Annotated in this window: 5 protein-coding genes; 2 read left to right on the top strand and 3 right to left on the bottom strand. The window is 64.5% G+C overall.

What is annotated here, in order from left to right:
- The coding region (locus AAC126_RS21920; RefSeq protein ID WP_339857520.1) for an SDR family NAD(P)-dependent oxidoreductase at positions 1-404 on the bottom strand (404 nt) is incomplete at its 3' end.
- A gap of 101 nt (positions 405-505) precedes the next feature.
- On the opposite strand from AAC126_RS21920, the gene AAC126_RS21915 reads away from it, so the two are divergent.
- Entirely contained in the window at positions 506-1,399 is an 894-nt protein-coding gene (locus AAC126_RS21915; protein ID WP_339857518.1) for a LysR substrate-binding domain-containing protein, read from the top strand.
- 17 nt (positions 1,400-1,416) lie between these two features.
- On the opposite strand, the gene AAC126_RS21910 is transcribed toward AAC126_RS21915, so the two are convergent.
- Positions 1,417-2,043 carry a gamma-glutamylcyclotransferase gene (locus tag AAC126_RS21910; protein WP_339857516.1) on the bottom strand — a complete coding sequence of 209 codons (627 nt, stop codon included), beginning with the start codon at positions 2,041-2,043 and terminating at the stop codon, positions 1,417-1,419.
- Positions 2,044-2,078: 35 nt separating this feature from the next.
- Between AAC126_RS21910 and AAC126_RS21905 the strand changes: the two genes are divergently transcribed.
- Positions 2,079-3,164 carry a DUF2125 domain-containing protein gene (locus tag AAC126_RS21905; protein WP_339857513.1) on the top strand — a complete coding sequence of 362 codons (1,086 nt, stop codon included), beginning with the start codon at positions 2,079-2,081 and terminating at the stop codon, positions 3,162-3,164.
- On the opposite strand, the gene AAC126_RS21900 is transcribed toward AAC126_RS21905, so the two are convergent.
- Positions 3,141-3,958, bottom strand: an 818-nt coding sequence (locus AAC126_RS21900) for a prephenate dehydrogenase/arogenate dehydrogenase family protein (protein ID WP_339857512.1), incomplete at its 5' end; no start/stop codon positions are given. The two genes, AAC126_RS21905 and AAC126_RS21900, sit on opposite strands and share 24 nt — an antisense overlap.

Below are 3,958 nucleotides of genomic sequence, written 5' to 3'. Positions count from 1 at the left end.
AAGGTCGAGATATTGATGATCGCGCCACCGCCCTGCGCCTGCATCAGCGGCGTGACCAGCCGGGTCGGACGAACGACATTCAGGAGGTAGACCTCCATCCCGTCGTGCCAATCCTCGTCCGTCAGATCCAGAACTGGCCCCTTCGGACCGTGTCCGGCAGAATTCACCAGCACATCGACCCGGCCCCAACGCTCGACGGCGCCATCGACCAGACGCTTCAGATCCTCGACCGACCGGTTCGAGCCGGTCACGCCGAAGCCGCCCAGCTCTTCGCCGAGGGCTTCGCCCTTACCAGACGAAGAGAGGATACCGACGCGAAAGCCGTCCGCCGCCAGCCGGCGCGCCGCATCGGCGCCCATGCCGCTGCCACCGGCCGTGATCAGCACAATTTTTTCTACAGCCATTTAATTTTTCCTCCGAAGAACTGTCTCACTGGAGCACTATATGCGCAGAAGCAAAGGCATGAGCCAGTCAGTTCCTCTACCCTGTGAAAGTAGAAAATCTATTGACTGAAAAATCCCGCCTACCACCGGTCAATGCGCTGAAAGCCTTCGACGCCGCCGGGCGGCACCTGAATTTCCGGGCCGCCGCGGACGAACTGGGGGTGTCCCAGGGCGCCGTTGCGCAACAGATTCGTGGTCTTGAGGCATATCTCGGCCTCAAGCTGTTCGACCGGCATTCCAAAGGACTTGCCTTCACGGCCGGGGGACGCGGTTATCACCAGCAGGTCAGTGCCGCCTTCGCCATGCTGCAGGAAGCAACACTCCGCCTCGCCCCCACGCCTTCCAAGGTGACGATCAGCGTCACGCCGACCTTCGCCGCCAAATGGCTGATACCGAACCTGCCAAGCCTGACCGCGCTTCATCCGGAAATAGACCTGCGGGTTCTCGCAACCGACAGCGTGCTGAGTTTTCATGGCGACGGTATCGACCTTGCCATTCGTCAGGGATCGCCGCCCTTCGGAGCCGCCATCGACGCCCGGTTACTGTTCCATAGCGACATTGTCGCGATTGCCGCGCCAGCCATCGTGCAGGGGCGGGATCTGCCACTCACGGCACATGATTTCAGCACGCTTCCGCTGCTACAGGATACACATGACCTGTGGCCTGCCTTTCTGGGTGAGGTGCTCGGGGTCAAAGACTGGACGGGAAAGAACAGACTGAGCTTCAGCCAGACATCTCTCAGTATCGATGCGGCGCTGGCCGGTCAGGGCATTGCCCTGGCGAGCCGCTTTCTGGTGGAGCAGGATTTCCTGGCCGGACGGCTGGTCGAGGTTGCGGACGGCTCTTTCAACGGCAAGCGAGGCTTTCATCTGCTTGCACAAAAAAGCACTGCCCGCCCCCCGGCCGTGACGGCAGTGATGGACTGGCTTCTCGGCAGGAGCGAGATGCAAGGCTGAAGCGGCAAACGCCGGTGTCAGATCGCAGTCTCCGGCCGGACGCCCGGGTGATTGGCCGGGTGGGCCGGCGGTCCTTCCGGCGCGGGCGGGATCGCAAGATCGCCCGCCAGCATGGCGTCGACGGTCTTGAGCAAAGTGGCCAGCCGCCGGTCCGGCATGCCGAGCTCGACCAGATGGGCCACCGTGTTGGCGAGATAATCCCGGCACGGCCCAGCGGTCCCGATACCCTGAATAACGAGGGCCGCCCGCTGCTCGACCGTCAGCCCGGCCGCATATTGCGGGTGCGTGCGGTCGACGACATAGGACTGGGCCACCGCGCGGCGGCCGGACAGGGGATCGATGATCGGCAGATAACGGGGATCGTAAACGCCCGTGATCATTTCCCGTTCATGCAGATAGGCCAGCACTGCTTCCCGGTTTTCCGGCGCGATGCGGTAGGCAATGCCCCGGCAGGACCCGCCCCGGTCAAGCCCGAGCACCAGGCCCGGCCGCTCCGGCGTGCCGCGATACCGGTGCGACCAGACACAGAAATCGCGATGATAGCCATTGAGACGGACAGCCAGCCGCTCCACATAGTCGAAGCCCGGCCGCCACATCAGCGAGCCGTAGCCGAAAACCCATAGATCATCGCTCTCGGTAGTCATATCTTTCGAGACACTCGGGAAGTGATTTGCATCAGATGACCAACCAGATAACCACACCACCGGCCCCGCACAAGCGCCCGCGACGCATTGGAACCGTTCTTTCCTTCGTACTGGCGCTCGCCGTGCTGACCTATGTCGGCAACTGGTTCGCCGCCGCCTTCTGGCTGGAAGGCCGGATCGAGGACTGGGCGGGGGCAGAACGGGCCAAAGGCAATGAGGTCACTTTCGGCACGCTGCGGTTCGAGGGGTTCCCCTTCGCAATGAGCATCCTGGCGCCGGACATCCTCTACCGGCGGAACCGGGAGGCGGTGGTCGAAACGATAACGGCCGACCGGCTGCGGCTCTCCGCCAGACCCTGGTCCCCGCTCGATCTGACGCTGACGGCGGAGAACGGCCTGACAGCGGTCCAGAAGGCCCCGGCGCAAGGCACAACGGTGACGCTGACATCGGCGCCGGACACCATGATCAATGCCCGGTTCTACAGCTCCGGCGTGCTGGAGCATGCCCGGCTGGACGCCGCCGGCGGACGGCTGGTCTCGCAACGGGACGGTGATCCCACGGGACCGCGCGAAGCCGCCCGACTCGGCGCGACCGTTGCGACACTGGATCAGGCCGACAGCATCGTCAGCCATGCGGACGCGGCGGCCGTCGTCAGTATCACCGCAAACCGCGTCGAGACGCCTGCCCTGAAGCAGCTCGGCACGGCTGCGGACCATGCAAGGCTCTCTCTCGAGGCGACATTGCGCGGCGCATTGTCCGGAACCGGCGCGCAGGATCTTGCCCTCTGGCGGGATGCGGGCGGGACGGTCGATATCGACCGTTTCACACTGTCGTTCGACCCGGTGGCGCTGAGACTGAACGCGACGCTTGCGCTGGATCAGCTGCTCCGACCGGAAGGCGCGGGCACCCTGGAGATCAAGGGGTTCGATGAAGCCATCGAAAACCTTGTGAGCGTGGGACATCTGACGCGGGATGCGGCGGAAGTTGCCCGGCTGGTACTCGGTGCCTTCAGCCGCACCAGCAACACGGACGCAACACGGGTTGTCAGCATGCCGGTCTCGGCGCAGGACGGGCGCGTGAGCGCCGGTCCCTTCACCCTATTCCGGTTTTCCGCCTTCTGAGCCCGCGTCCTTCTCACTGGAACCCGGTCCGCCCCAGGGGTTGGTGCCCTCCTGGTGCGCCTCGACAACACTGCGCCGGACTTCCCGCGTACGTTCGAAGAACTCAAAGAGCTTGTCGCCCTCACCCCACCGGATCTGCCGCTGCAAGGCGGTCAGATCCTCGGTGAAACGCTGCAGCATCTCCAGCACGGCTTCCTTGTTGTTCAGGAAGATGTCGCGCCACATGGTCGGGTCCGAACCGGCGATCCGGGTAAAGTCCCGGAAACCGCCGGCGGAGAACCGGATCACGTCCTGCCGCTCCTGCTCTTCCACATCGAAGGCCGTGCCGACGATTGTGTAGGCGATCAGGTGAGGCAAATGGGAGGTCAGCGCCAGCACCTTGTCGTGATAGGCCGCATCCATCACCTCGACGATGGCGCCGACGCGGGACCATAGCGCCTCGACTTTCGCCGTGGCCGCGGGGTCGACACCCTCTTCCGGCGTCAGCAGCCAGAAGCGACCCCGGAACAGCTCCGCAAACCCGGCATCGGGGCCGGATTTCTCCGACCCGGCGACCGGGTGCCCGGGAACGAAATGAACCCCTTCCGGAACCAGCGGCGCAACGTCACGCACCACCGCCATTTTCACCGAGCCGATATCCGTCAGAACCGCGCCCTGCTCCAGAGACGGCGCAATCTCGGCCATGATCCCGGCATAGGCTCCGACCGGCGCGCACAGCACGACACCGTCGGCGCCGGTGACGGCCTCTCCGGCGCTCTCGTGCACACTGTCGACAATGCCAAGCTCCAGCAGCC

The organism is uncultured Nisaea sp. (genome assembly GCF_963974195.1).
GTDB lineage: Bacteria > Pseudomonadota > Alphaproteobacteria > Thalassobaculales > Thalassobaculaceae > Nisaea.
Note: the sequence above shows the minus strand (reverse complement) of the source record. Positions and strands in the feature narration are given on the sequence as shown.

Coding starts and splice junctions, on each gene's coding strand:
- AAC126_RS21905 (WP_339857513.1), top strand. CDS start 2,079: ATGACCAACCAGATAACCACACCACCGGCCCCGCACAAGCGCCCGCGA.
- AAC126_RS21910 (WP_339857516.1), bottom strand. CDS start 2,043: ATGACTACCGAGAGCGATGATCTATGGGTTTTCGGCTACGGCTCGCTG.